At 63.9% G+C, this 19376-nt stretch carries 24 protein-coding genes; 7 read left to right on the top strand and 17 right to left on the bottom strand.

The window, feature by feature from the left end:
* Positions 1 to 40: 40 nt before the first annotated feature.
* Both NDO48_RS02395 and NDO48_RS02390 read right to left on the bottom strand, forming a co-directional pair.
* Complete coding sequence (locus tag NDO48_RS02395) at positions 41 to 1315, bottom strand: aspartate kinase (RefSeq protein ID WP_018429535.1); 1275 nt, start codon at positions 1313 to 1315, stop codon at positions 41 to 43.
* A gap of 141 nt (positions 1316 to 1456) precedes the next feature.
* Complete coding sequence (locus tag NDO48_RS02390) at positions 1457 to 1828, bottom strand: hypothetical protein (protein ID WP_267320786.1); 372 nt, start codon at positions 1826 to 1828, stop codon at positions 1457 to 1459.
* A 179-nt stretch (positions 1829 to 2007) separates the two neighbouring features.
* Between NDO48_RS02390 and ubiG the strand changes: the two genes are divergently transcribed.
* Positions 2008 to 2754: a bifunctional 2-polyprenyl-6-hydroxyphenol methylase/3-demethylubiquinol 3-O-methyltransferase UbiG gene (ubiG, locus tag NDO48_RS02385; protein WP_267320785.1), complete on the top strand. Its 747-nt coding sequence runs from the start codon at positions 2008 to 2010 to the stop codon at positions 2752 to 2754.
* A 25-nt stretch (positions 2755 to 2779) separates the two neighbouring features.
* On the opposite strand, the gene NDO48_RS02380 is transcribed toward ubiG, so the two are convergent.
* A complete protein-coding gene (locus NDO48_RS02380) occupies positions 2780 to 3295 on the bottom strand; it encodes a flavin reductase family protein (protein ID WP_267320784.1) in 516 nt (171 codons plus the stop codon).
* A gap of 14 nt (positions 3296 to 3309) precedes the next feature.
* Positions 3310 to 4434, bottom strand: coding sequence for an LLM class flavin-dependent oxidoreductase (locus NDO48_RS02375; protein WP_267320783.1), 1125 nt, complete (start codon positions 4432 to 4434; stop codon positions 3310 to 3312).
* Positions 4435 to 4545: 111 nt separating this feature from the next.
* Here NDO48_RS02375 and NDO48_RS02370 point away from each other — a divergent pair, with 111 nt between their 5' ends.
* Together NDO48_RS02370 and NDO48_RS02365 are read left to right on the top strand one after the other, a co-directional pair.
* Positions 4546 to 5124 carry a winged helix DNA-binding protein gene (locus tag NDO48_RS02370; RefSeq protein ID WP_267320782.1) on the top strand — a complete coding sequence of 193 codons (579 nt, stop codon included), beginning with the start codon at positions 4546 to 4548 and terminating at the stop codon, positions 5122 to 5124.
* Positions 5125 to 5239: 115 nt separating this feature from the next.
* On the top strand, positions 5240 to 5581 hold the full coding sequence (locus NDO48_RS02365; protein WP_267320781.1) for an MmcQ/YjbR family DNA-binding protein: 342 nt from the start codon (positions 5240 to 5242) through the stop codon (positions 5579 to 5581).
* Between the two features lie 249 nt (positions 5582 to 5830).
* On the opposite strand, the gene NDO48_RS02360 is transcribed toward NDO48_RS02365, so the two are convergent.
* The 4 genes from NDO48_RS02360 to NDO48_RS02345 are packed head-to-tail and all read right to left on the bottom strand — an operon-like array spanning position 5831 to position 8210.
* Positions 5831 to 6256, bottom strand: coding sequence for a DUF1178 family protein (locus NDO48_RS02360; protein ID WP_267320780.1), 426 nt, complete (start codon positions 6254 to 6256; stop codon positions 5831 to 5833).
* Entirely contained in the window at positions 6253 to 7119 is an 867-nt protein-coding gene (locus tag NDO48_RS02355; RefSeq protein ID WP_018429541.1) for a carbon-nitrogen hydrolase family protein, read from the bottom strand. The genes NDO48_RS02360 and NDO48_RS02355 overlap by 4 nt, the downstream gene beginning before the upstream one ends.
* A gap of 9 nt (positions 7120 to 7128) precedes the next feature.
* The gene (gene grxC, locus NDO48_RS02350; protein ID WP_018429542.1) at positions 7129 to 7398 is read right to left on the bottom strand and encodes a glutaredoxin 3; all 270 of its coding nucleotides are present in this window, start codon (positions 7396 to 7398) and stop codon (positions 7129 to 7131) included.
* 26 nt (positions 7399 to 7424) lie between these two features.
* Positions 7425 to 8210 carry a ComF family protein gene (locus NDO48_RS02345; protein WP_267320804.1) on the bottom strand — a complete coding sequence of 262 codons (786 nt, stop codon included), beginning with the start codon at positions 8208 to 8210 and terminating at the stop codon, positions 7425 to 7427.
* A gap of 145 nt (positions 8211 to 8355) precedes the next feature.
* Between NDO48_RS02345 and NDO48_RS02340 the strand changes: the two genes are divergently transcribed.
* Positions 8356 to 9228: a methyltransferase domain-containing protein gene (locus tag NDO48_RS02340; protein ID WP_267320779.1), complete on the top strand. Its 873-nt coding sequence runs from the start codon at positions 8356 to 8358 to the stop codon at positions 9226 to 9228.
* Between the two features lies 1 nt (position 9229).
* Here NDO48_RS02340 and NDO48_RS02335 read toward each other — a convergent pair whose 3' ends face one another.
* The 6 genes from NDO48_RS02335 to NDO48_RS02310 all read right to left on the bottom strand — a co-directional run bounded on the left by NDO48_RS02335 (position 9230) and on the right by NDO48_RS02310 (position 12711).
* On the bottom strand, positions 9230 to 9403 hold the full coding sequence (locus NDO48_RS02335; RefSeq protein ID WP_018429545.1) for a Flp family type IVb pilin: 174 nt from the start codon (positions 9401 to 9403) through the stop codon (positions 9230 to 9232).
* A gap of 111 nt (positions 9404 to 9514) precedes the next feature.
* Positions 9515 to 9832: a hypothetical protein gene (locus NDO48_RS02330; RefSeq protein WP_018429546.1), complete on the bottom strand. Its 318-nt coding sequence runs from the start codon at positions 9830 to 9832 to the stop codon at positions 9515 to 9517.
* 109 nt (positions 9833 to 9941) lie between these two features.
* Complete coding sequence (mutT, locus tag NDO48_RS02325; RefSeq protein WP_267320803.1) at positions 9942 to 10334, bottom strand: 8-oxo-dGTP diphosphatase MutT; 393 nt, start codon at positions 10332 to 10334, stop codon at positions 9942 to 9944.
* A gap of 22 nt (positions 10335 to 10356) precedes the next feature.
* Entirely contained in the window at positions 10357 to 11151 is a 795-nt protein-coding gene (locus NDO48_RS02320) for a GNAT family N-acetyltransferase (protein ID WP_018429548.1), read from the bottom strand.
* Positions 11132 to 12373, bottom strand: coding sequence for a bifunctional glutamate N-acetyltransferase/amino-acid acetyltransferase ArgJ (gene argJ / locus NDO48_RS02315; protein WP_018429549.1), 1242 nt, complete (start codon positions 12371 to 12373; stop codon positions 11132 to 11134). The genes NDO48_RS02320 and argJ overlap by 20 nt, the downstream gene beginning before the upstream one ends.
* 104 nt (positions 12374 to 12477) lie before the next feature.
* On the bottom strand, positions 12478 to 12711 hold the full coding sequence (locus NDO48_RS02310) for a hypothetical protein (RefSeq protein ID WP_040456968.1): 234 nt from the start codon (positions 12709 to 12711) through the stop codon (positions 12478 to 12480).
* A gap of 97 nt (positions 12712 to 12808) precedes the next feature.
* On the opposite strand from NDO48_RS02310, the gene NDO48_RS02305 reads away from it, so the two are divergent.
* Together NDO48_RS02305 and NDO48_RS02300 are read left to right on the top strand one after the other, a co-directional pair.
* A complete protein-coding gene (locus NDO48_RS02305) occupies positions 12809 to 13402 on the top strand; it encodes a TetR/AcrR family transcriptional regulator (RefSeq protein ID WP_018429551.1) in 594 nt (197 codons plus the stop codon).
* Between the two features lie 6 nt (positions 13403 to 13408).
* The gene (locus tag NDO48_RS02300; protein ID WP_267320778.1) at positions 13409 to 14347 is read left to right on the top strand and encodes a glycosyltransferase family A protein; all 939 of its coding nucleotides are present in this window, start codon (positions 13409 to 13411) and stop codon (positions 14345 to 14347) included.
* Between the two features lie 17 nt (positions 14348 to 14364).
* Here the strand turns inward: NDO48_RS02300 and NDO48_RS02295 are convergent, their stop codons facing one another.
* Both NDO48_RS02295 and NDO48_RS02290 read right to left on the bottom strand, forming a co-directional pair.
* On the bottom strand, positions 14365 to 14997 hold the full coding sequence (locus NDO48_RS02295; protein WP_267320777.1) for a LysE family translocator: 633 nt from the start codon (positions 14995 to 14997) through the stop codon (positions 14365 to 14367).
* Positions 14998 to 15193: 196 nt separating this feature from the next.
* Positions 15194 to 16108, bottom strand: a complete 915-nt coding sequence (locus NDO48_RS02290; RefSeq protein ID WP_018429554.1) for a peptidylprolyl isomerase — start codon at positions 16106 to 16108, stop codon at positions 15194 to 15196.
* Positions 16109 to 16347: 239 nt separating this feature from the next.
* Here NDO48_RS02290 and secA point away from each other — a divergent pair, with 239 nt between their 5' ends.
* Positions 16348 to 19071: a preprotein translocase subunit SecA gene (secA, locus tag NDO48_RS02285; RefSeq protein WP_018429555.1), complete on the top strand. Its 2724-nt coding sequence runs from the start codon at positions 16348 to 16350 to the stop codon at positions 19069 to 19071.
* Between the two features lie 66 nt (positions 19072 to 19137).
* Here the strand turns inward: secA and NDO48_RS02280 are convergent, their stop codons facing one another.
* Positions 19138 to 19368, bottom strand: coding sequence for a hypothetical protein (locus NDO48_RS02280; RefSeq protein ID WP_018429556.1), 231 nt, complete (start codon positions 19366 to 19368; stop codon positions 19138 to 19140).
* Between the last annotated feature and the right edge of the window lie 8 nt (positions 19369 to 19376).

The following is a 19376-nucleotide window of genomic DNA, read 5'->3' as shown; positions in this document are numbered from 1 at the left end:
TGCTGCACGCCGGCAACGCGGTGACGCTCGATTCCTTGTACTACTGCTTATCGAGACCGTAGACGGAATGCAAAGTCCGAACAGCAAGTTCGGTGTACGGGCCGTCGATCAATATCGAAATCTTGATCTCGGAGGTCGTGATGGCGCGGATGTTGATGCCCTTGGAGGCGAGCGCCTGGAAAGCAGTTGCCGCAACGCCCGCATGGCTGCGCATGCCGACGCCGATAACCGACACCTTGGACATGCCCTCGTCGTGCTGGACAGCGTCATAGCCGATGTCGGGGCGGATCTTCTCGAGCACGGCCAGCGCCTTAGTGACGTCGCCCGACGGCACCGTAAAGGTCATGTCGGTGAACTTGCCGTCCTCGGAGATGTTCTGGACGATCATGTCGACGTTGATGTTGGCCTCAGCCAGTGGTCCGAAGATGCCGCCTGCCACGCCCGGCCGGTCGGCGACCCGGCGCAGCGAAACCTGGGCTTCGTCCTTGGCGTAGGCGATTCCGGTGACGACCTGCTGTTCCACGATTTCATCCTCGTCACAAATGAGAGTACCAGGCGGGTTGAGGAAATCGCCCATGCCGGGCGCATCCGGATCCTCGAAGGAAGAGCGCACGAAGGTGCGGACCTTGTGCACCATGGCGAGTTCGACCGAACGCACCTGCAATACCTTGGCACCAAGCGAGGCCATCTCAAGCATTTCCTCGAAGGAAATCTTGGACAGCCGGCGCGCCTTGGGCTCGATGCGCGGATCGGTAGTGTAGACGCCGTCGACATCGGTGTAGATGTCGCAGCGGTCAGCCTTCACGGCAGCGGCAATCGCCACAGCACTGGTGTCGGAGCCGCCGCGGCCGAGCGTGGCGATGCGGTTGTCGGGCGCGATACCCTGGAAGCCGGCGATGACGGCGACCTGGCCTTCCTGGAAGCGCTTGATCAGGAACGAGCCATCGATGTCGAGGATACGAGCCGCGCCATGCGCGCCGTCGGTCTTGATCGGGATCTGCCAGCCCTGCCAGGAGCGGGCGTTGACGCCGATCGACTGCAGGGCGATCGCCAGCAGGCCCGATGTCACCTGTTCGCCCGAGGCGACGATGGCATCGTATTCGCGCGCGTCGAAGAACGGGCTGTTGGCGCCGGTTGCCTTGGGCATGCCCTGCACCCAGCCGACGAGCTCGTTGGTCTTGCCCGACATGGCCGAAACCACGACGGCGACCTCATGGCCGGCATCGACCTCGCGTTTGACGTGCCGCGCCACGTTGTGGATGCGGTCAAGGTCGGCGACGGACGTCCCGCCGAACTTCATCACGATGCGCGCCATGGAAGCGAAATGCCCTTGCCTATGCGCCGACCCCGGAAAGGCCGGAAAATGAATGAAAACACCGCAAGATGGTGCGGTGCAGAATGCGCGGCCTCAATATCCAAAACATGCGGTTTCCGCAAGGACGCCTTGCCAGACAAATCACCGCGCCTGCTTTGCCGACGTGCAAACTCTCCTGACAGGTTTTGCTGCGCAATCATGCGATGAACAGCGCCTGCCCGTCTCAATCAGGAGTATGGACATGAGCGAAGCACTGGAAATCGTCGGATTCAGACTGAAGTTGGCAAGGAGGCTGGCTTTGCCGCAGCGAACGCGGAGGTCAGCGAGTGGCTGAAGCGGCAGCCCGGTTTTGTTGGCCGCCAGCTTGCCGTCAATGGCGACGGCAGCCGGATAGACCTTGTGCGCTGGCAAAGCCGTGCGCAGGCGATTGCCGCCGCCGACCGATTGCTGGGCGAAATCGGCGACTGCGCGGCGATGCAGGAGATAGACCCCGCCAGCATCGACATGTCGCACGCGGCTGTCGCCGTCACGGCCTGAAGAGCGAACCCAGCGGAAAATCCGGATCGACGGGCCGCCGGCAGACCATCTGCCGGCGGTTTCAGCAAGGCTCCGAGAACGGGCCGCGCCGAAAACTTGCCTTGACAATCCGGGCCCAAGACCCGACTTCCTTGCGCTCGAAGGAGACCACAGCAATGCCAGATCCCCGCCCATCGACAATCGATGCCGGAGAAGTCGAGCGGTTCTCGGCGCTCTCAGCCGAATGGTGGAACCCGAACGGCAAGTTCCGCCCGCTGCACAAGTTCAATCCCGTGCGCCTGGGCTATGTCCGCGACCAGGTCGCCCAGCGCTTCGGCCGCGACACTCATGCGGCACGCCCCTTCGAGGGCCTGCGCATTCTCGATATCGGCTGCGGCGGCGGCCTTTTGTGCGAGCCGATGTCGCGCCTCGGCGCGGACGTGGTCGGCGCCGACGCCTCGGTGACCAATATCGAGGTGGCGAAGCTGCACGCGGCTGAATCTGGCGTGAAGGTGGACTACCGCGCCACGACAGCCGAAGACCTTGCGGATGCGGGCGAAAAATTCGACGTCATCCTCAACATGGAGGTGGTCGAGCACGTCGCCGACGTCGAGCTGTTCGTGAAGAAGTGTGGCGAGATGGTGAAGCCCGGCGGCATCATGTTCGTCGCCACCATCAACCGTACCTTCAAGGCGCTGGGACTTGCCATTGTCGGCGCCGAATATGTGTTGCGCTGGCTGCCGCGCGGCACCCACCAGTATGGCAAGCTGGTCCGCCCCGAGGAGCTGGACAAGGCACTTGTCGGCGCCGGCCTTTCGACCATCGACCGCACCGGCGTGATCTACAATCCGCTGGCCGACCGCTGGCAGAAATCGCGCGACATGGACGTCAACTACATGGTGCTGGCAGAAAAGGCGGCCTGAGGCCGCCTTTCCCGTCAGTCCGATATCAGGCGTCAAGCGGCCGGTAGCCGCCGCGCCAGTAGAGCAGCGCCTGACCGGCATCCTGCGTCCTGACCGCCTCGACGGAGCCGATGATGATCGAATGCGTGCCGCGATCGATCATCTCGTCGAGGCTGCAGTCGAAAGCGGCGACCGCATCCGACAGCACCGAGGCTCCGGTCTTCAGCGTGAGCCAGTCAGCACCTTCGTAACGTTCATTGCCCTTGATGCCGCCGAAGCCGGAGAAGCGCTCGGCGACTTTCTGGTGCTGCGGCCCGAGCGAATTGACGGCGAAATGGCCATGACGCTCGATGACTGACCAGGTCGACGACGACCGGTTGACACAGGCGATGACCTTGGGCGGTTCGGCCGACAGCGAAACGACGGAAATCACCACCAGTCCGGATCGGTCATCGCCAGTACCGGCCGTGATGACGCTGACATTGCCGACGATGAGACGCATGGCGGCGCGGAAATCGGCAGCCCCCACGGGAACGGGGGGTACGGAGACGGGTGTCGTCATGATCTCGTCTCCGTTCAGGCAGCCGAACGCTGCGCCGCAGGCGCGATACGCACGCCCCGAGCCTCGAGGATCGGCAGGACGTTATCGCGGAAATAGGGGAACTCCTCGGCGTAATCGACAAACGACAGGGTGGTTCCGCGGAAGCCTGTTTCATGAAGCTCGGTGATGCCGTCCGCCACCTGCTCGGGCGTGCCGACGAGTGGGAAACCGCCATGACCGGCGGCCATGCGATCGCGAATGAGCGCAAGCAGATCGTGCGGGAAGGACTGGGCGTGCGCAAACTGGAGCTTTACCAGATTGTCGACGGCGTCCCAATCGGCATTTTCGCGGGCCGAATAGTTGAGGAAGTCCAGCGCTTCCTTTTCGGTCGGGCGGCAGACGACATGCGAGAAGGTCAGCACATCGACGGCGCGGCCGGCCTCCTTGGACTGCGCCTTCAGCGCGGCGATCTCGTCTTTCGAGCGGGCAAGATCGATCGCCGGGGTGAAGAGGAAATCGGCATTCTGGATCGCGAACTTGCGGCCATGATCGGAACCGGCGGCGTTGAGGATCGGCAGGCGCGTCGAAGGCCTGGGATCGCCAAGGACCTGCTTGAGCTTGAAATAGGTGCCGTCCCAATCGAAGGCCTCGGTGCGGCTCCACAATGCCCTGACCACGTCGAACCATTCCTGGGCATAGCCATATCGGGTGAGATGATCGTCGGGTAGATTTAGGCCAAGCGCCTCGTATTCAGGCTTATTCCAGCCCGCGACGATGTTGAGGCCGACACGTCCGCCGCTGATCTGGTCGATCGTTGCCAGTTGCTTGGCAACGACCACAGGATGATTGGCGACGGTGTGGATGGTGGCAAAGACGGTGATGTTGCGCGTATGGGCAAGAAGACCGGTCGCCCAGGTCATCGTCTCCAGCACATTGCCGTGGAAGTTGGTCCTCCCGCCATAACCGATCCAGCGGGCGATCGGCAGCATGAAGTCGATGCCGGCATCGTCGAGAAGTTTTGCGAGGCGCAGATTGTTGCCCCAGGAATTGTCCCAGCGATCCGGGATCCGGGTGACGGTCATGCCGCTGGAACAATTAGACGCGAAGGTGCCGAGAAAGAAGGGTTGCACTGCAGCTGCAGTGGCACTGAGCATGCTCATATTTGGGTCTCCTCCCCATAAAATGAACTTTATGATAGAAAGTCTATCATAAATTCATGTGGACGCAATGCGCCGCGCCGAGGCATGGTCCGAGCGTTCGGGAGGGGATGGATGAGCAAGGAAAACAAACCGGCGCCGGGCTCCGAGCTGCTCGACCGCGGCTGGCACCTTGCCCGGACGCCGCTCGAAATCGACGTCACCGAAGTGGAATATGCGCTGATGCGTTCCTACGAGGCGTTCGGCCGCTGGCAGGCGGAATGCCTTGCCACCGTGATCGAATTCTCGGCGACCGGCGCGGAGAATGCCTTGCTGCACGTCATCAGGATGAACGACCGGCCCAAGACAATCCACGACCTCGCCCATATGACCAATCGCGAGGACATTCCCAACATCCAGTACAGCCTGCGCAAGCTGATCAAGGGCGGCTTCGTCAAGCGCACCGGCAGCGGTCGGACCGGCGTCACTTATGAGGTAACCCCGCTCGGCCATCGCGTCACAGAACGCTATGCTGACATCCGCTCGGTCCTGCTCATCGATGCGGTGACCCGCGTGCCCGACCTGGCTGCCAAGCTGGCGGACGCAGCGCACACGTTGGAACTTGTGACAGGCATCTACGAGCAAGCAGCGCGCGCCGCCGCCACCCATCGCCGCCGCCATCCGCAGCTTGATCCTGCGGGCGAACGCGACTGATATCTAGTTTTTGTGCCGCGCCTTGGTCGCGGGTGTAACGGCAGATGGGCCGCGCCGACTTGCGTCGCCCACTGCGATCCTCAACATTAGGGTTGCCATGACCGGATCGATAGCCATGACATTTCAGGATGTCAGACGGATCGCCCTGGAACTGCCCGGGGCGGCCGAGAAATCGCATTTCGACAAGCCCGACTTCCGCGTCCGCGACCGCGTCTTCGCCACCCTGCCCGAGGACGGCAACGCGGTGATCAAGCTGACGCGCGACCAGCAGGAGATGATGTGCGCGGCCGAACCGGCAATCTTCCGGCCGGTGGACGGCGGTTGGGGCAAGCAGGGCTGGACGCGGGTGATGCTGGCCGAGACCGACGAGAAGACGTTGCGCAGCGCATTGACGACCGCCTGGCGCAACTCGGCGCCGATCACATTGCGCAAGGCGTTTGATCTGGCGGGTGGGTGAGGTCGCGAATTCCCGGCGCGAGTTGGGCTCCTGCAACCGGCCAGCGCATCGCACTTCTCGAACCCTCGACGCGTTCGTGTGCGAAAATAGCTAAGGGCTTTGTACCCTCCAGCATCATCTCGAGTTAGCAATTGGTATGAAGGGGTAAGGATAGTCTGCAATACGGTATTTCTGAACGTGGAAGGCCGCGCTCCGTCCAGCACCCTCATCCGCCCCTGCGCGGCACCTTCTCCCACAAGGGGAGAAGGCTTAGTTCCGGTCGTCGGGAAAAACCGGCAGCGGCATGAAGTCGATGCCGTCTTCGGCGAGGCCCCTTGCCTCGTCGAGCGTTGCAGCACCGTAGATGCCGCGGGCTTCGGTCTCGCCGAAATGAATCTTGCGCGCCTCCTCGGCAAACTTGTCGCCGACATTCTCGGCGTTCTGGCGCACCTTTTCGGACAGCTCCTTCAGGGCCGCCATCGCCTTGCGCTGTTCGTCGCCCAGAGCGAGTGCGATCTTCTCCTGCTTGCGCGAAGTCGAGACCGCAGGCGCCATCAGCGCCTTTTCGACCTTCTGCGAACCACATTCCGGGCAAGAGACGAAGCCGCGCTTGAGCTGGGTCTCGAAGTCGTCGTTGCTGCGGAACCATCCTTCGAAGTCATGTGCATGGTCGCAATGAAGGGAAAAGCGGATCAAGATGCGGCGCCTCTCAAAGCCCCCTCACCTGCCTGACGGAGCGCCACGCCGAATTCGCGCGCGTTCTTGAGATTGGGGATCTTCTTGCGCGCATCGGAGGAATGGCGCGTGTCGATCTCGGCAATGATGACACCGGGTTCGTCATGCGCGGCCTCGGCGAGGATACGCCCCCAGGGATCGATGATCAGCGAATGGCCGAAGGTCTCGCGGCCGTCCTCGTGCTTGCCGCCTTGGGCGGAGGCTATGACGAAAGCGCCGTTTTCGATGGCCCGTGCGCGCAGCAGCACATGCCAATGGGCAAGGCCGGTCTGGCGGGTGAAGGCCGCAGGAGCAGTCAGCACTTCGGCGCCGGCCAGCGCCTCGGCGCGGAACAGCTGCGGGAAGCGCAGATCGTAGCAGATGGCGAAGCCGAACTTGCCGAGTGCCGTGTCGGCGACGACGGCTTCCCTGCCTGGCTCATAGGCCGAGGATTCACGCCAGCTCTCGCCATTGTCGAGATCGACGTCGAACATGTGGATCTTATCGTAGACGGCGACCGTCGCACCGTCAGGACCGAACAGGAAGGCGCGGTTGGCGAGCTTGCCGTCGGCACGCACGATCGCGGTCGAGCCGACATGGAGATGGATGCCAAGTTCGGCCGCAAGCTTGCGGCCCGAGGCGACGACGAGGTCCTTGTCCTCCGACGTGAACGCCGCGGCACGGGCATCCTTGTCGCCGACGATGGCGCCTGTCATCTCCGGCGTCTGGACATAGGTCGCACCCTGGCCTGCTGCCTCGCGCACCAGCGCTTCGAAATCGCGGACATTACGCGCCGGCTCCTTGCCGGAACGCATCTGAACCGCAGCCGCCTTGAAAATCGTCATCGTTCGTCCTCAGCCTAGCGAACCGGTTGCAAGAAGTCCGTCGAGACGGCCCTCTGCGTCGAGATCGTGCAGGTCGTCGCAACCGCCGACATGCACATTGCCCACGAAAATCTGCGGAAAGGTCGCCCGCCCCTTGGCGCGCGTCACCATTTCCTGCCGAAGCTCGGGCGAGAAGCTAGCGTCATGTTCGGTGAATGCAACGCCCTTCCGTTCGAGAAGGCGCTTTGCCGCCGTGCAGTAGCCGCACATCATGCGGGTATAGATGGTGACGTCGACCATGGCAGAACCCTGTTGTCCTTGGTCGACTATATAGTGTCCTGATCGTCGGGCCGGAAGTCCCCAGGCAGGACGCGGGCAAACGTCAGCACGTCGACGGCACTCGCCCCGCTTTTCTTCAAAGCCCGTGTCACTGCGGCCACCGTAGCGCCCGTCGTGTAGACGTCGTCGACGAGCAGCACCCGCCGCCCCCTGACGTCGATCTCGGCCTCGGAGGGAACGACAAAGGCAGCGCGCACGTTGTCTTCACGCTCGCGGTGCCCGAGACCGACCTGCTGGCGCGTGCGCCTGATCCGGCGGACCGCAGTCGGCGCGAACGGCAGGCCGGCAAGCTTGGCGACGTTGCGGGCGAGTTCCGCCGACTGGTTGAACTGCCGCCACAGAAAGCGGCGCCAGTGCAGCGGCACCGGCACGACGACTTCGGCATCGGCGACGAGTTCAGCGCCTGAGCGCACCATCCAGCGCGCCATCCACGGCCCGAGATCGGTGCGGTCGTGGAATTTGAGGCCCTGGACCATGCGCCGTGCGACGCCGGTATAGGCGACCGCCGCACGGGCGCGGGCGAAGGGCGGCGGGTTGGCGATAGCCTCGGCGGAGAGGAAGCCGACACCGAAATCATGAGCAAAAGGCGTTCCCATGACCTCGCACCACGGCTTTTCGAGGAAACGCAGGCTGGGCCAACAGGCGCCGCACAACGCGCCGGGCTGGATGATCTGGCGACGGCAGCCGGCACAGACCGGCGGAAACAGCATCCGCGCCGGCCAGGCAGCGACAGCGTGGGCGAGGCTCTTGATCTCCGGCATAGGATCGGCCACTTCACCTGCAATGCCGCGCCTCGATGCAAGGGCGCGACAGCTGAATTTGCGCATGATCCCATCCGAAAGTCGATTCCGGCTCCGGAGGCATGCGCGGCAGTCCGGTCGGCCATGACGGCAAACCGGCAACGAAGGACGACAGCACGTGCAAGCCATCTTCGACGCCAGTCTCGTGATCGCGCACCGCCGACGGGCGCTGGCGCACCCTGTTGCCGGTGCCGACTTCCTGGTGGCGCGCGCGGCGGAAGACCTCGCCGACAGGCTGGCGACCGTCGAGCGCAAGTTCGAGCATGGGGCCGCGATCTTCGGCGTCAGCCCGGCGGCGACGGCCGTTCTGGCCGCGAGTGGCAAGGTGGCGGACGTGCAGCGCGTCGAGGCGGACGCGGCGTTTCTCGGCGGCGGCCCGGGCGTAATTTCCGATCCTGAGACGATTGCGCTCGAACCGGCGAGCATCGATCTGGCGGTTTCGCTGCTGGCGCTGCAGGAAGCCAACGACATTCCCGGCCAGCTGATCCAGATCCGGCGTGCGCTGAAACCGGACGGGCTGTTTCTCGGTGTCCTGGCCGGCGCGGGCACACTCGTGGAGCTGCGCGAGAGCCTGCTTGCGGCAGAAACCGAACTGACCGGCGGTGCGAGCCCGCGCGTCATCCCCTTCACCGATGTGCGCGATGCCGGCGGCCTGCTGCAGAGAGCGGGGTTTGCCCTGCCTGTCGCCGATGTCGAGACGGTGACTGTGCGCTACGACACCATGTTCGGGCTGATGGCCGATCTCCGGGCAATGGGGGCGACCAGCGCGCTCGCCGACCGGCCGCGCAGGCCCTCGACACGGCGGCTGTTCCATCGGGCGGCTGAGATCTATGCCGAGCGCTTTTCCGACCCCGACGGACGGGTGCGGGCGAGCTTTTCCTTTGTGTGGCTTTCGGGCTGGGCGCCCGACCCGTCGCAGCAGAAGCCGCTCAAGCCCGGATCGGCGCAGGTGTCGCTCGCCAAGGCGCTGGGCGAAGACGGGAACAAGTGACCTAGTACTTGTTCAGGCCCTTCTGGATTTCCCCGTTGTTGTCGCCCCAAAGCGCCTGGAGCTGATCGGCCAGCTGCGAAAAGCTGCCGACGATCGCCAGACCGATCAGGCTTGCGATCAAGCCATATTCGATGGCCGTAGCACCGCGCTCGTCTTTCAGGAATCGCCAGATCATCGGTCGCGTCCACCCGTCTCGTTGCTATTGGACCATAGCGGCCACTGATTAAGGAAGGTTAACGACACAGGCTTAACGGGCGATGAAGGCCATCTGTCCGATTCAAGAAGCCTAGCCGCACTGGCCGGAACGCCTGCCGTTTTCGTAGATGACGCACAGCGCCTGCGGCGACTGCTGAAGGACGCTGCGGCGCAAGGTATAGTTCGACGAACGGGCAATCGCGCCTGTGGCGGTGAAGTCGAGGCCGTCGAAGCGGGCCTGGCCGATCTGCGGCCGCGTCCTGCCCTCGAGCAGCGGCGTGACGATGAGCGCCATTGCAACGGCGACAAAGCCGAACAGCAAGGTGACGCGCAGGATGCCGGCAGTCGCCCTGACCGCAGTGGACTGGCGCTCGGGCCGGATCAGATCCCACTCCTCATCGGCCTGCATCGGCAAAGTCCCCGCGAAAGAATGTCGACGCGCAGCCGAGACAAGCGGCCACGCTTCAATTTTTCACGATTGGATAAACTTTGCCTTAACGCTGGCTAATATGCCGGTTTCACAGCAGGTCGATCAGGAACGGGATCAGCGGTTCGTCGGCCGGCGGCATCGGATAGTCGCGCATCTGCTTGGGCCTGACCCACTTCAACGCCTGCCCTTCCCTGGGCTCGGGCGTGCCGGTGAAACGCCGGCAGACATAGAGCGGCATCAGCAGATGAAAGTCGTCATAGCTGTGGCTGGCAAAGGTCAGCGGTGCGAGGCAGGCGGCCTTGGTCTCGATGCCGATCTCTTCGTGCAATTCACGGATGATCGTCTCTTCGGGCGTCTCGCCCGGTTCAACCTTGCCACCGGGAAATTCCCACAGGCCAGCGAGCTGCTTGCCCTCGGGACGCTGCGCCAGCAGCACGCGGCCGTCGGCATCGACGAGCGCGCAGGCGGCGACCAGCAGCATGCGTTTTGGCTTGTAAGACACTTCAGGCCTCCGGCGGGCGGCGATAGTGATAGCGATAGACTTCCTTGAAGCCCATCTTGGTGTAGAGGCGCAGCGCTTCCGCGTTGGAAGCCTCGACCTGCAGCCAGGCCTGGCGGGCGCCGCGCAGACGGGCCCATTTCAGCGCCGACAGGATGAGCCTGCGGCCAAAACCCTTGCCGCGCTCGGCCTCTGTCGTGGCGATCTCGAACAAGCCGGCCAGATCGTTGTCGTGCACGCAGATGGCCGACGTCACCGGCTGTTCGTTCTGCTCGAGCACGAACATGCCGGCTTCCGGCTGGATGGCGCCGATGATCTCGGACAGGCCGGGACGGAGCGATGCATCAAGGCCGTGGACCGCCATCGAGGCCGTGACGAAGCGGCCGATGTCCTTGAGCGGGATCTGGTCCATGGCGCCGTCGACAAGACCGTCGTCGAGCGACAGGCGCATCACCATGGATTCGGCAAATACGCTCCAGCGCTCGCGGTCGAGATGGGCAGCGATCATCGGCCCCGACAAAGGCGACATGCGGAAGGTCAGCGGCCGGCCATAGGCCTCGAAGCGCCTGGCGGCGCGCGCAATGCGGTCGGGAATGTTGCGGATGTCGGCCGGATCGAGCGGATTGACGGAGTTGAGCCGCTTGGCCGGGTGGCCTGCCGTCAGCCGCACAAGCCAGGTGCCGTCATAGTGGACGGCCGCCGCCGGCCAGGCGCGGAAGCCCGCCGCCTCGTAGCGGCGGACGATCGCCAGTTCGTGCGACGGGTGGTTCTGGTTCACGTCAGCTCCGGTAGTCGCCATTGATGGCGACATATTCCTTGGTCAGGTCGCAGGTCCACACGGTCGCCTTGCCACGGCCGATACCGATGTCGGCACGGATGACGACGTTGTCGCCCTTCATATAGGCCGATGTCGCCTCTTCCGAATAGTTCGTGTCGCGCTCGCCATTGTGGGCGAGGCGGTTGTCGCCGAACCAGATCGACAGCAGATCGCGGTCGGCCGGCTCGCCGGCCTTGCCGACGGCCATGACGACGCGGCCCCAATTGGCATCCTCGCCGGCAACGGCGGTCTTGACCAGCGGCGAATTGGCTATGGACAGCGCAATGCGCTTGGCCGAGCGTGCCGACTTGGCGCCGGTAACAGTGACTTCGATCTGCTTGCGCGCGCCTTCGCCGTCGCGCACCACCTGGATGGCGAGCGTCTTCAGCATCTTGTTGAGCGCCCGACGGAAGGCGCCGAGGCGGGCATCCTTGGGATCGGTGATCTTGGGCGCGCCGCGCTTGGCCGCAGCCCCGGTGGCAAACAGCATCAGCGTGTCGGAGGTCGAGGTGTCGCTGTCGACGGTGACCGCATTGAAGGTCTTGGCGGTGCCGCGCGACAGCATGTCCTGCAGCACCTCTGCCGCGATCGGCGCGTCGGTGGCGACGAAGGACAGCATGGTCGCCATGTCGGGCGCGATCATGCCGGCGCCCTTGGCGATGCCGTTGATGGTGACGTCGGCATCGCCAAGCTTGACGGTTGCGGTGACCACTTTGGGATAGGTGTCGGTGGTCATGATCGCCTTGGCGGCCTCGGTCCACTGGTCAGGCCTGGCATCCTTGACCATGCCCGACAGCAGGTGGCTGAACTTGCCGGCATCGAGCGGCTCGCCGATGACGCCGGTGGAAGCGAGGAAGACATCACCTGGGGTGCAGCCGGCGGCCTTTGCCGCGGCCTGGCCGGTCAGAGAGGTCGTTTCGCGGCCCTTCTTGCCGGTGAAGGCATTGGCGTTGCCGGAATTGACCACCAGGATGCGCGCCTTGCCGCCCGCGAGGTTCTGGCGGCAGAAGTCGACAGGCGCCGACGGGCACTTGGAGCGGGTGAAGACGCCGGCAGCAGCCGTGCCCTCGTCGAACACCATGGCCAGCACGTCGGTGCGGCCCTTGTACTTGATCCCCGCCTCGGCAGTGGCGATGCGCACGCCTTCGATGGCGGGCATCTTGGGGTATTTCTTGGGGGCGAGCGGGGAAACGGCTGTCGACATCAGGGAACCTCTGCGGGCTCGGGAAACGGTTGAGATCGGCACCGTTTGCCCGATAGCGCGAGGCTTCGCAAGGCGTTTTGCCTCACGAAGACGTGGTCCAAGCCTCAATTCACCGCCGGATTGAGAAAGCGGCGGAACAGGCGCTGGACGCTGGGGATCAGGCCCCAGATCATTGAACCGACCATGATCGGCGCGATGACGAGCGTACGCTGCCAGATCGACCAGCCCTCGGTCAGCGGCATGACGAGGTAGAGAAGTGCCGTGATCAGCGGATAGACGCCGAGCAGCACCATGAGGGCGAAGCGCGGACGGGAGAAGCGTGTTGCGGAAGCGGTCATTTCAAACTCCATCGGAACGAAACGTTTCGTTAAATAAAACGGGCCGTTTCGTTTCGTCAAGAGGTGGTGTAAGGATTGTCCTCGAACGGAGACCCAGATGGCCACTGAACCGGAAGCCACGCGGAAATCGATCGGCGCGCGCCGCAGCCTTGAAAGCGCCGAAGCCATCCTCGAGGCGGCAGAGGCGGTGCTGATCGAAAACGGCTATTCAGGCTTTTCCATCGAGGCCGTCGCCCGCCGCGCCCGGGCCGGCAAGCCGACGATCTATCGCTGGTGGTCGAGCAAGACCGCGCTTCTGCTCGAGGTCTACCAGCGCCAGAAGCGCGACATCACCTATTCGGACACCGGCGCCATCGAGGAAGACCTGTTCATCTTCGCCAAAAGCCTGTTTTCGCAGTGGCGCGACACACCAGCCGGCAACATCTTCCGCTCGCTCGTGGCCGAGGCCCAGCAGGACCCTGCGGCCGCCGAGGCCCTCGCCGAATACTCCGCCGGCCGCCGCGCCCACACCGGCAAGCTGATCGAGCGCGCCAAGGCGCGTGGCGAAGTGGCCGCCGACATCGAGCCGAGCCAGATCGCCGACATGGTGTCATCCTATGCCTGGGTGCATCTCCTGACCGGCCGCCTCGACGAAGACGACGCCACGCTGCGCAAGGCGATCCGCGTGATCGTGCACGGCATCAAAGCCTGAGACCAGATGACATCGCTTACGCCGCCCGTGCTGCCTGTCAGCCTGATCATCGTTTCCGACTATTTAACCGACGATGGCGACGCCGAATTGCGACGGGCGTTTCGGGCCTACGGACGAGATGCGAACGGCATCCCGGCAGAGATCGTCGTGATGCTACCCACCGGCCATGCATCCGGGATCGAAAACGACCCGCTGATCAGCCATCTGGGCACGTCCGTCACAATTGCCACCCACAACTCCCATGAATCATCGCAGCTGAAGGACGCAGGCCTTAGCCACTGCAGCCATCAGCTCGTCGCCGTCGTCGAGGCCGACTGCCTGCCCAGACCGGGTTGGCTTGCCACGCTCTACACGTCACTGGTGCAACGGCCCCAGGTGGAGGCGATTTCCGGACGCACATCCTATGGCGACGAGACGATGATGAAGCGCGTGATGTCGCTGCTCGACCGCGGCTTCCTCGAATGCCGGGACGGGCAAGGCCGGATCGCCCATGTCAGCAACAATGGCGCACTCTACAAGCGGCCGCTGCTGGAGCGTTACCCATACGAGGCCAAGCTCGGGCCATTCGTCAGCGCTCATGTGAGGCAGAATGCGATGATCCACGACGGCGTCGTTATGGACCTGGACGCCCGGGCCGTGTCGATCCATGCCTATGAGGGCCTGCCGTTTCTCTGGGACGTCAGGCGCAACAAGGGCTACCAACATGCGCGGATGAAGCTGCGCAAGGCGCCTGATCGCAACAGGCTGAGCGCGGCGCTGAGTGCGGTGGCAGCATCCTTCAACGAGAACCGCCGGACGGCCAAGGCGGTGGGCAGCCAGTTCTGCCGCCCGGCCGACTGGCCACTGTTCTGGGCGATGATGGTCCTGCTGCGTGTTCCGGAATTTGCCGGAGCGTTGGCCGCCGGCAGCGACGCGGACTTCATGGCCTCGACAAAATATCGCTGAGGCCTGCCGGCTGCGCGTCAGCTCCGTTGCAGTGCGACGTGCACGCCGAGGCCGACGAGCACGGCACCGCCGGCGCGCTGCATCAGCCTTTGCGCCCGGCTCGACCGCCGCAGGCGGCCTATCAGGAAGCCGGCCAAGACCACGCCGACAATGTCGGCGACGGTGAACATGGTGTTGACCAGTATCCCGAAGATCAGGAACTGAGCCCAGACAGGGAACGCGGCTGATGCGTCGATGAACTGCGGCAGGAAGGCCATGAAGAAGATGGCCGTCTTGGGATTGAGCACTTCGACCGCGACGCTTTCGACGAAGGCGCGACGACCGGATTTCTGGCCGATGCCTGATGGATCGAAATCGCCCTGCTTGCGGCCACGGAACATCGAGATGCCCAGCCAGACGAGATAGGCGGCACCGGCGAGCTTGACGGCCAGATAGAGCCACGGAACGGCATGGAACAGGAACGACAGGCCGGCGGCAGCTGCAATGACGTGGAAATAGCCGCCGATATGGATGCCGAGTGCCGCCATGAAGCCGGAGCGTCGTCCACGAGCCAATGTCTGGGCGGCGGCGTAGAGCATCGCCGGTCCGGGAATGAAGGCGAAGATCGCCGCGGTGGCGAGGAACGCGAGGATCAGTTCGGCCGACGGCATGCGACATTCCTCCAAGCGGCGCGTTCGGGCTCGGCACAACCGAGAAAGCTTACTCTGCCAATGGCAATGTCCGAGGTCATTCGGCCACCGGCAAGGTGAGAACACGCCAGACGGGCCGATCAAGTTGCGGCAACCCGCAACGAAAAAGGGCGGCGCCCGGAGGCACCGCCCTTTGTGAAATCCGTTCGACGCTGGATTATTTCTGCGCGTCGATGGCGTCGATGGCCTTCTTGAGTTCCGGGTCGGTGACGTCGACCTTAGCTTCGCCGCGGACCTTCTTGACCAGCTCGACATACTTCTCGCGGATCACCAGCGACTTGACCTGCTCCTTGACCGCCTCGAATGCCGGCGGCTGCTGGGTACGCTTGTCCTCGACCTTGATGATGTGCCAGCCGAACTGGCTCTGCACCGGCTCCTTGGTGTAGGCGCCGATTTCGAGAGCGAACGCTGCCTTCTCGAACTCCGGCACCATCTGGCCAGGGCCGAAGAAGCCGAGATCGCCGCCCGAGGTCTTGCCACTGGGGTCGGTGGTGTTTTCGTTGGCGAGCTTCTGGAAGTCTTCGCCGCCGTCCAGCTTCTTGATGATCGCGTCGGCCTCTTCCTTGGTCTTCACCAGGATGTGGCGGGCATGAACCTCGTTGACCGGGGTCTGGGCGGCGATTTCCTTGTCGTAGCGTGCGCGGATCTCCTCGTCGGTGATCTTGCCGGCAACATCCTTGTCGACCAGTTCGCCATGCAGGGCGCGCTGGGTCAGAAACGCCATCTGACGCTGGAACTCAGGCGCCTTGTCGAGGCCTTCGGTGACGGCCTGGGCTGCCATCAGGCGGATCTCGATGATCGAGGAAAGAGCCGCCGCACGGCGCTGCTCGGGCGGCAGGCGGCCGAACTGGGCGCCAAGGTCGCCTTCGGCGAGCGTGATGTCGGCTTCGGTGATCGGCTGGCCGTTGACGGTCGCAACGACCGCGTTCGGATCAACCGCTGCCGCGGCAGGCGCCGCCGGCTGGGCAGCAGGAGCGCTCTCCTGCGCTGCGAGCGGAAGCGACGACAGCGCTACGAGCCCGGCAGCGAGCCCGATACGGGCAAGCGAGGCGCTACGGAACGAAAAAGACATCTAGACTCTCCGGTGGGTAATGACCGCGCATCCAAATCAACGCGAATGTGGCGGAATTTGGCGTCTCCGGCAGGCTCTCTGCAACGTTGACATAAGTTGTGCCCCCTCTTATCTGTCCATCGTCTTCGCGTCCAGAAGGGTTTTTCCGGGCGCTTTTCGTGTTGAGTCTGCCACCCTATGTTCCCAGGCAGGTTCGGCCGGCGGACAGTCGGCTTCATTCGAATTGAAAGGACCACTTGATGGTCAGTCTCGGCGGTCTCGCCCGTAAGATTTTCGGTTCCTCCAACGACCGCCGCGTCAAGTCGACCCGGCCCCGGGTGGAAGCGATCACTGCAATGGAAAATGAACTGCAGGCGCTGACCGACGACCAGCTTCGGGCGCGGACCGAGCAGTTCCGCCAGGACATCGCCAACGGCGCCTCGCTCGACGACCTTCTGGTCCCGGCCTTCGCCACGGTGCGCGAAGGCGCCAAGCGCGCGCTCGGCATGCGTCCCTTCGACGTCCAGATGATCGGCGGCATGGTGTTGCACGGCCGCGGCATCGCCGAGATGCGCACCGGTGAAGGCAAGACGCTCGTCGCCACCCTGCCCGTCTACCTCAATGCCCTGACCGGCAAGGGCGTGCACGTCGTCACCGTCAACGACTACCTCGCCCGCCGCGACGCCGAATGGATGGGCCGTCTCTACAAGTTCCTCGGCCTGTCGGTCGGCATCATCGTGCACGGCCTGTCCGACGAGGAGCGCCGCGAAGCTTATGCCTGCGACATCACCTACGCCACCAACAACGAGCTCGGCTTCGACTACCTGCGCGACAACATGAAGTACGAGCGCGCCCAGATGGTGCAGCGCGGTCACTTCTTTGCGATCGTCGACGAAGTCGACTCGATCCTGGTCGACGAGGCCCGCACGCCGCTGATTATTTCCGGTCCGCTCGAGGACCGCTCGGAAATGTACAACACGGTCGACGCCTTCCTTCTCAACCTGGTTCCGTCCGACTACGAGGTCGACGAGAAGCAGAAGACTGCCATCTTCACCGAAGAAGGCACCGAGAAGATGGAGAACCTGCTGCGCGCCGCCGGCCTGCTCAAGGGCGAGTCGCTGTACGACGTCGAGAACGTCGCCATGGTCCATCACGTCAACAACGCGCTGAAGGCCCATCGCCTGTTCCAGAAGGACAAGGACTACATCGTCAAGGACGGCGAAATCGTCATCATCGACGAGTTCACCGGCCGCATGATGCCGGGCCGCCGTTTCTCGGAAGGCCTGCACCAGGCACTCGAAGCCAAGGAACACGTGGCGATCCAGCCGGAAAACCAGACGCTGGCCTCGGTTACCTTCCAGAACTACTTCCGCATGTACGAAAAGCTCGCCGGCATGACCGGTACGGCGCTGACGGAAGCGGAAGAATTCGGCAACATCTACAATCTCGACGTGACCGAGGTTCCGACCAACCTGCCTGTCAGCCGTATCGACGAGGACGACGAGGTCTACCGGACCGTCGAGGAGAAGTACAAGGCGATCGTCCGCGAGATCCGCGAGGCCAACGCCAAGGGCCAGCCGACGCTCGTCGGCACCACCTCGATCGAGAAGTCCGAGCAGCTGGCCGAGCGCCTGCGCAAGGACGGCTTCAAGAACTTCGAGGTGCTGAACGCCCGTCACCACGAGCGCGAAGCCTCGATCGTCGCCCAGGCCGGCAAGCCCGGCGCGATCACCATCGCCACCAACATGGCCGGCCGCGGCACCGACATCCAGCTCGGCGGCAACGCCGACATGCGCATCGCCGAGGAGCTCGCCGACCTGCCTGAAGGCCCCGAGCGCAGCGCCCGTGAAAAGGCGATCCGCGAAGACGTCGCCCGTCTCAAGGAAAAGGCCCTGGCCGCAGGCGGCCTCTACGTGCTGGCCACCGAACGCCATGAAAGCCGCCGCATCGACAACCAGCTGCGTGGCCGTTCGGGCCGCCAGGGCGATCCGGGCCGCTCGAAGTTCTTCCTGTCTCTGCAGGACGACCTGATGCGCATCTTCGGCTCCGAGCGCATGGACGGCATGCTGCAGAAACTTGGCCTCAAGGAAGACGAGGCCATCATCCACCCCTGGATCAACAAGGCACTGGAAAAGGCCCAGAAGAAGGTCGAGGCGCGCAACTTCGACATCCGCAAGAACCTGCTCAAATATGACGACGTGCAGAACGACCAGCGCAAGGTGGTGTTCGAGCAGCGCATCGAGCTGATGGATGCGACGAGCCTGTCGGATACCGTTGCCGAAATGCGCAACGACGTGATCGACGACCTGGTCGCCAAGCACATCCCCGAAAACGCCTATGCCGAGCAGTGGGACGTGGCCGGCCTCAAGGAAAGCGTTCTTCAGAACCTCAATCTCGACCTGCCGGTCGACGAATGGGCCAAGGAAGAAGGCATCGCCGAGGAAGAGGTGCACGAGCGCATCACCGCCGCCGCCAACCAGGCAGCTGCCGACCGCGCCGAGCGCTTCGGCCCCGACGTCATGACCTATGTCGAACGCTCCGTGGTGCTGCAGACGCTCGACCACCTGTGGCGCGAGCACCTGGTCAATCTCGACCACCTGCGCTCGGTCGTCGGCTTCCGCGGCTACGCCCAGCGTGACCCGCTGAACGAGTACAAGGGCGAAGCCTTCGAGCTGTTCCAGGCGATGCTCGGCAATCTCCGCCAGGCCGTGACCCAGCAGTTGATGCGCGTCGAACTGGTGCGCCAGGCCGCGGACGCCCCGCCGCCGGAAGCGCCCGAGATGTTCGGCCATCACATCGACGGCACGACCGGCGAGGACGATTTCGGCGAAGGCTCGGTGGCCGTGCTTGCCGACAGCCGCGTGGTCGCCGCCGAAGACCGCAACCCCAACGATCCCTCGACCTGGGGCCGCGTCGGCCGCAACGAGGCCTGCCCCTGCGGTTCGGGCAAGAAGTACAAGCACTGCCACGGCACCTTCGCCTGATCGGCAGCGACGACACTGATTTGAGACGGCGGCCCTTGGGCCGCCGTTTTGTTTTGGGCATGCGGCTCAGCCGGCCTCGCTGTCGGCCAATTCGATCAGGTTGCGCAGCGCCGCAACACCCATGCTGTTGATATGCCGGCGGCCGAGCGCGATGTTCATGCGCATGGCGATTTCCTGCGGATCGGCTCCGCGCAACTCAGCCAGTCTTTCGATGCCGATTTCCTCGAGATAGCGGATCATCGTCGGACCGATCGAATGGGCCCTCAGCATCGATTTGCGTTCGTCTTCCGAGATCAACCGCCCCT

Origin of the sequence: Aminobacter sp. MET-1, assembly GCF_026521175.1 — a bacterium.
Classification (GTDB): Bacteria; Pseudomonadota; Alphaproteobacteria; order Rhizobiales; family Rhizobiaceae; genus Aminobacter.
Note: the sequence above shows the minus strand (reverse complement) of the source record. Positions and strands in the feature narration are given on the sequence as shown.

Coding starts and splice junctions, on each gene's coding strand:
- argJ (WP_018429549.1), bottom strand. CDS start 12,373: ATGTCGACAGCCGTTTCCCCGCTCGCCCCCAAGAAATACCCCAAGATG.
- NDO48_RS02320 (WP_018429548.1), bottom strand. CDS start 11,151: ATGGCGACTACCGGAGCTGACGTGAACCAGAACCACCCGTCGCACGAA.
- mutT (WP_267320803.1), bottom strand. CDS start 10,334: ATGCTGCTGGTCGCCGCCTGCGCGCTCGTCGATGCCGACGGCCGCGTG.
- NDO48_RS02330 (WP_018429546.1), bottom strand. CDS start 9,832: ATGCAGGCCGATGAGGAGTGGGATCTGATCCGGCCCGAGCGCCAGTCC.
- NDO48_RS02355 (WP_018429541.1), bottom strand. CDS start 7,119: ATGACGATTTTCAAGGCGGCTGCGGTTCAGATGCGTTCCGGCAAGGAG.
- NDO48_RS02305 (WP_018429551.1), top strand. CDS start 12,809: ATGGCCACTGAACCGGAAGCCACGCGGAAATCGATCGGCGCGCGCCGC.
- NDO48_RS02310 (WP_040456968.1), bottom strand. CDS start 12,711: ATGACCGCTTCCGCAACACGCTTCTCCCGTCCGCGCTTCGCCCTCATG.
- NDO48_RS02335 (WP_018429545.1), bottom strand. CDS start 9,403: ATGATCTGGCGATTCCTGAAAGACGAGCGCGGTGCTACGGCCATCGAA.
- NDO48_RS02295 (WP_267320777.1), bottom strand. CDS start 14,997: ATGCCGTCGGCCGAACTGATCCTCGCGTTCCTCGCCACCGCGGCGATC.
- NDO48_RS02380 (WP_267320784.1), bottom strand. CDS start 3,295: ATGACGACACCCGTCTCCGTACCCCCCGTTCCCGTGGGGGCTGCCGAT.
- ubiG (WP_267320785.1), top strand. CDS start 2,008: ATGCCAGATCCCCGCCCATCGACAATCGATGCCGGAGAAGTCGAGCGG.
- grxC (WP_018429542.1), bottom strand. CDS start 7,398: ATGGTCGACGTCACCATCTATACCCGCATGATGTGCGGCTACTGCACG.
- NDO48_RS02395 (WP_018429535.1), bottom strand. CDS start 1,315: ATGGCGCGCATCGTGATGAAGTTCGGCGGGACGTCCGTCGCCGACCTT.
- NDO48_RS02290 (WP_018429554.1), bottom strand. CDS start 16,108: ATGTCTTTTTCGTTCCGTAGCGCCTCGCTTGCCCGTATCGGGCTCGCT.
- NDO48_RS02365 (WP_267320781.1), top strand. CDS start 5,240: ATGACATTTCAGGATGTCAGACGGATCGCCCTGGAACTGCCCGGGGCG.
- secA (WP_018429555.1), top strand. CDS start 16,348: ATGGTCAGTCTCGGCGGTCTCGCCCGTAAGATTTTCGGTTCCTCCAAC.
- NDO48_RS02370 (WP_267320782.1), top strand. CDS start 4,546: ATGAGCAAGGAAAACAAACCGGCGCCGGGCTCCGAGCTGCTCGACCGC.
- NDO48_RS02300 (WP_267320778.1), top strand. CDS start 13,409: ATGACATCGCTTACGCCGCCCGTGCTGCCTGTCAGCCTGATCATCGTT.
- NDO48_RS02375 (WP_267320783.1), bottom strand. CDS start 4,434: ATGAGCATGCTCAGTGCCACTGCAGCTGCAGTGCAACCCTTCTTTCTC.